Origin of the sequence: Sphingobium estronivorans, from assembly GCF_008692605.1 — a bacterium.
Lineage (GTDB): Bacteria > Pseudomonadota > Alphaproteobacteria > Sphingomonadales > Sphingomonadaceae > Sphingobium > Sphingobium estronivorans.
In genome coordinates, this window is sequence record NZ_LFCT01000051.1 from 1 (window position 1) to 4,737 (window position 4,737).

Annotated in this window: 3 protein-coding genes and 3 pseudogenes; 5 read left to right on the forward strand and 1 reads right to left on the reverse strand. The window is 63.4% G+C overall.

The features are described from left to right. Positions 1 to 208 precede the first annotated feature (208 nt). The 5 genes and pseudogenes from F7P65_RS21660 to F7P65_RS21685 form a co-directional block, all read left to right on the forward strand. Positions 209 to 376 (forward strand): annotated as a pseudogene (locus tag F7P65_RS21660) (cation-transporting P-type ATPase); the annotation flags it as partial. 268 nt (positions 377 to 644) lie between these two features. Further along, positions 645 to 1,586, forward strand: a pseudogene (locus F7P65_RS21670) (acetyl-CoA C-acyltransferase); the annotation flags it as partial. 91 nt (positions 1,587 to 1,677) lie between these two features. Beyond that, positions 1,678 to 1,982, forward strand: a pseudogene (locus F7P65_RS21675) (alkylphosphonate utilization protein). Between the two features lie 170 nt (positions 1,983 to 2,152). Beyond that, the gene (locus F7P65_RS21680) at positions 2,153 to 2,386 is read left to right on the forward strand and encodes a helix-turn-helix transcriptional regulator (RefSeq protein WP_025547149.1); all 234 of its coding nucleotides are present in this window, start codon (positions 2,153 to 2,155) and stop codon (positions 2,384 to 2,386) included. Then, the gene (locus tag F7P65_RS21685; protein WP_025547151.1) at positions 2,383 to 3,657 is read left to right on the forward strand and encodes a type II toxin-antitoxin system HipA family toxin; all 1,275 of its coding nucleotides are present in this window, start codon (positions 2,383 to 2,385) and stop codon (positions 3,655 to 3,657) included. The genes F7P65_RS21680 and F7P65_RS21685 overlap by 4 nt, the downstream gene beginning before the upstream one ends. Here the strand turns inward: F7P65_RS21685 and F7P65_RS21690 are convergent. After that, positions 3,539 to 4,648, reverse strand: coding sequence for a tyrosine-type recombinase/integrase (locus F7P65_RS21690; protein WP_150295611.1), 1,110 nt, complete (start codon positions 4,646 to 4,648; stop codon positions 3,539 to 3,541). The two genes, F7P65_RS21685 and F7P65_RS21690, sit on opposite strands and share 119 nt — an antisense overlap. Positions 4,649 to 4,737: the final 89 nt, after the last annotated feature.

Below are 4,737 nucleotides of genomic sequence, written 5' to 3' on the forward strand. Positions count from 1 at the left end.
CTCCGGAAAAGCCGGGGCGCTTCAGGGTGTGACAAGATGAAGCTCGAGGCCGTCTCGCGCAGTCGCGAACAGGCTCGCAAGCATCCGTCAGGAAGTCAGGGGAGGTGAAAGGGCCATCTGATCCGCTTCCCCCGACCGATCGATAAGAGCCAGTGCGACAAAAGTGCTCTTCCAAGGATGAACTGCATGAAAAGGAACGAGGCTTCCCATGTTGAGTGAAGAGAGCAGACTGAATTTTTATGCAGAACCGGTTGAGCAGGTCCTCCAGCAGCTTCGGACAGTCCCGCAGGGACTGAGCGGCGACGAGGCGGCCCGGCGTCTGGCTGCACATGGCGCCAACAAACTGCCAGTTCCTGAGCAACGTAGCACCGCCGCCCGGTTCGTATCGCACTTTCACAATATCCTCATCTACGTCCTGCTGCTCTCCGCTCTGGTGACAGCGATCCTTGTACTCCTTCGGAGAGAGCTTGATGGTCTCGCCCATCAGCTGGACGTCGCGCTTGGCGAAATCGACGCGCAGCGGCCCGCTCTCGAAGACAACGGCATTCGCGCTCCCCGCCTGGGAGCGGCGGACTGCTGCCCGGATGCGGGCCATCAGTTCCCCGATCTCGAACGGTTTGTTGACATAGTCGTCGGCGCCTTCGTCAAGCGTACAGGCGCTCATCTCGGTCGCACAGATGATCAAGCTGGGCGAATGCGAGTTCGCGGTTGCCGGCGGCGTCGAGAGCATGAGCCAGTCGCCCCATGTCGTCAAAGCCGTGCGCTGGGGGCGACGCATGGGCGACGAGGCCATGATCGACGCGATGAACGCCATCCTGCACGACCCTTTTGGCGCGGGCCACATGGGTGTGACCGCCGAGAACATTGCCGAGCGTTTTTCGATTACGCGCCAGATGCAGGACGCACTCGCCGCACAGAGCCATCGCCGCGCGTCCGCCGCACAGGCTGACGGACGCTTCGAGGAGCAGATCGTAGCGGTCGAGGTCCGGAGCAAGGGCGGCACGAGCCTGTTCCGGATGGACGAGCATGTAAGAACCGAGCTTTCGGAGGTGCCCCTTGCGGGCCTGAAACCTGTCTTCCGGGAGAAGGGCGGCACCGTCACCGCCGGCAACGCGAGCGGCATCAATGACGGTGCCGCCGCGCTGGTTCTCGCCTCAGGTGACGCGGCCGCACGCCACGGGCTCCGCCCGCGAGCCAGGGTCCTCGCCTGGGGCCATGCCGGCGTGGCACCCGAGGTCATGGGGCTGGGGCCCGTCGAGGCGGTCCCCATTGCGCTCGATCGCTGCGGGTTGACGCTCGCGGACATGGACGTGATCGAGGCCAATGAGGCCTTCGCCGCGCAGGCCTGTGCTGTCGCCAAGCTGCTCGGTTTCGACCCCGAGAAGGTCAACCCCAATGGCAGCGGCATCGGACTGGGGCATCCCGTCGGCGCGACCGGCGCCATCATCACCCTCAAGGCCCTTTACGAGCTTGAGCGTAGCGGCGGGCGCTATGGCCTCGTTACGATGTGCATCGGCGGCGGGCAGGGCATTGCCCTCGTGATCGAACGACTGGCGCAAGATGGAGCCGGGCCTGCCAGGCACTGATGCCGCCCGGCACTCGCGCCGGCGCAGCTCAGCCTGGTGGGTCGAGCGCACCCGTCAGACAAATTGAAGCGGTCGCGTGCTGGAGAATATAATGGACGACGAAAGCTATGTGTTTGACGAGGAAACCGGTGACTGGATGCCCACCTCCGAGCTCGTAGAACGCCGCGCGCAAGCGAGCCGGGTCGAGGTTCGCGATGCTGTGGGCAATATCCTCGCCGACGGGGACCAGGTTACCCTGATCAAGGATCTCGAGGTAAAAGGCGCGGGCCAGACCTTGAGGCGCGGCACGCTCATCAAGTCGATACGGCTGACCGGCGATGCGCAGGAGATCGATTGCCCTACGATGGGATCAAGGGGCTGGTTTTGCGCGCCGAGTTCGTCAAGAAGCGGACCTGATCTCAAAAGGCCGGACGCTCGATCCCGAGATCGCCGCCAGTAAATTTCCCGTTCGGGAGATTTCCGTAACAAACTATCCGCGCCTATGTTGGATTTTCCCGATCGGGAAATATTGATCTTGAAATGCGCATCAATATCGCATAATTTCCCGTTCGGGAAAGCGAGGGGCTATGCTCGACATGATAACCATCGGCCGGATCGTTCGCGACGAACGCAAGGAACTGGGACTGCGTCAGGATGAACTGGCGGCAGCAAGCGGCGTGGGACTGCGCTTTATCGTCGAGGTCGAGCGGGGTAAGCCGACGGCGCAGATCGGCAAGGTCATCGCGGTCCTGGCCGCGCTCGGCTGCGAGCTTGAGATCCGCCGGCCGGACGGCATCGTGATCGCCGGCCGGCCTGCGTGAGCACCGACATTCTCGATCGTCTTATCGTCTGGTCCGACCAGCATATCGCGGGCGAACTCTCCATCGACCGTGCAGGCGCGATGCGTTTCAGCTACGCGCCGGACTGGCTCGCCGATCCCGATAGAACAGCGCTCTCGCAGGCCATGCCCAAGAGGGTTGAGTCATTTGGCGATGCGCTGTGCAAGGCCGTCTTCGGCGGGCTGCTGCCCGAGGAAGGGCAACGGACCGCCATCGCCCGCGCCCTCGGTGTATCGCCCGACAATCCCTTTCGCCTGTTGGCGGCGCTTGGCGGCGACGTTGCCGGCGCCCTGGCCTTTTTGCCGGAAGGGGAAATGCCGCCAGCGGCACCCGCCGGCCGGCCGGCTCGCCCGCTTGATGACACAGAACTGGCGGCGCTGATCGCGCGTTTGCCGCGCGTACCGATGCTGGCCGGGGAGGGGGGCGCACGGCTCAGTCTGGCCGGCGCGCAAAGCAAGTTGCCCGTCGTTCTGGTCAAGGGCGCCATCGCCTTGCCGCGTGTCGGCGAGCCATCGACCCATCTCATCAAGTCCGAGCCCGATCGCTTTCCGGGACTGGCGGCCAATGAGGCATTCTGTCTCGCCCTGGCGCGATCGGTTGGGCTCGATGCGGTCATGGCCGAGTGGCGCGCCGTCGCTGGGAAGGGCTATCTCCTGGTGACCCGCTACGATCGCACCGTACAGCCCGGCGCGACCTCGCGCCTGCATCAGGAGGACTTCGCACAGGCGCTGGGCGTACCGTCCAACCGGAAATATGCGAGCGAGGGCGGGCCGACGTTCCGAGACGGCTTCGCGCTCGTCCGCGCGGCCACTTCACGGCCGGCCCGCGAGGTGCTGAAACTCGCCGATGCCGCGATCTTCAATGTGATCATCGGCAATGCCGACGCGCATGCCAAAAACTACAGTCTGCTTCGCCGCGCCAACGGCGAGGTGGTCCTTGCCCCCCTCTACGATCTGGTTGCGACCCATGTCTGGCCGGAGCTGTCGCCAAAGCTCGCCATGCGATTTGGGCGTGCCGCGACGCTCGAGGATCTGGACGCTGCAAGCTTTGTACGCTTTGCGCAGGATGCCGGTCTCGCGCTTCCCTTCCTGCGCCGGCGGGCCGCGGCGATCGCGGCGCGCGTGCAGGCTGCGATTACCGATCGCGTCGAGATCCCCGGGCTGGAGGATACCGCTTGTCTGGAGGACCTGCCGGCAACCGTGCTCGACCGGGCGATGCGGTTGTCACTGAAAGCGGAAGCGAGAGGCCGCTAGTCGTCCAGGCGGCCGAACGAATATGCGTGCGTTGCTCCAGCAAGTCCTTGAGCTTCTGGGCGTAGGACAGGCTCATGGCATGTCCGATGGCGCCGGCCCTGACATTGGCGAAGACATATTCGCTGCCCGATTCAAAGGCCGGCAGATATTCGTCGCTGGTCAGATAATCGACGTACATGTTGAGCACATAGTCGTGTACCGGCACACCGCGTGTCCGACCGGATTTCGCGCGGGCGCCATTGCTGTTGTCCTCGCGTGGAATGACCCAGATGACCTTTCCCAGCAGATCGATATCAATATGGTGCAGGCCCAATGCTTCGCCGATCCGCAGACCCGTATTGTAAAGCAGCACGATCAGGAACGCGTCACGCGCCAGGTTGCAGCCCTCGATCAGCCTCAACACCTCGGTCGGTGTCAGCCGTTTCTTGAGGACCTTCTGCTGGATGCGCCCGGTATCGCCCGACAGGTAGCGGTCCTTACGTCGCGTCGTGCGGCGCTGGCTGATGTGCTCCAGGAAAGGCTTGTAGATGCGATGACCGTCGTAAGCCTTGGCAACCTCGGCCGTATCGATCGTAAAGTCGTCGGTACCATTGAAGAAGCGGTAGAATGATTTTATCGCAAGCTGGATCTGGTTCCGCGTCGCAGGAGCCAGGACCCTCGTTGCCTGCTTTCCCAGCAAGACCAACCGGGGACTCGGCAAAGCGTCTTTCCGCGTGGCAAGCCGCCAAGCCAGAAAGCTATCATAAAGCGGCACCGTAGCCTGGTGGAGCCCGGCGTCGTTCGCGCTCAGGAAATTCGCGAACTCGACGACATGGCGGACGTAGGCCCGAACGGTGTTGGGCGACGCGTGCGTCTGCTCAAGATGAACGATCCAGCGACGACAGCACTCTACGATATCGCCGCGGTCATCCAGCACCGTCCACGATCGACGACCATCGGGCAACTCGATGCGCGCGGCCTGCCAAGGCGACGGTGAAGACGCAGTGGACATGGTGGCAGATATTGGTGAAACATGCCCCGAACCGCAAGCTTTCCGCCCTCACAGTGGACACACTTGTCGATTCCCTAGTTCGGTGAACA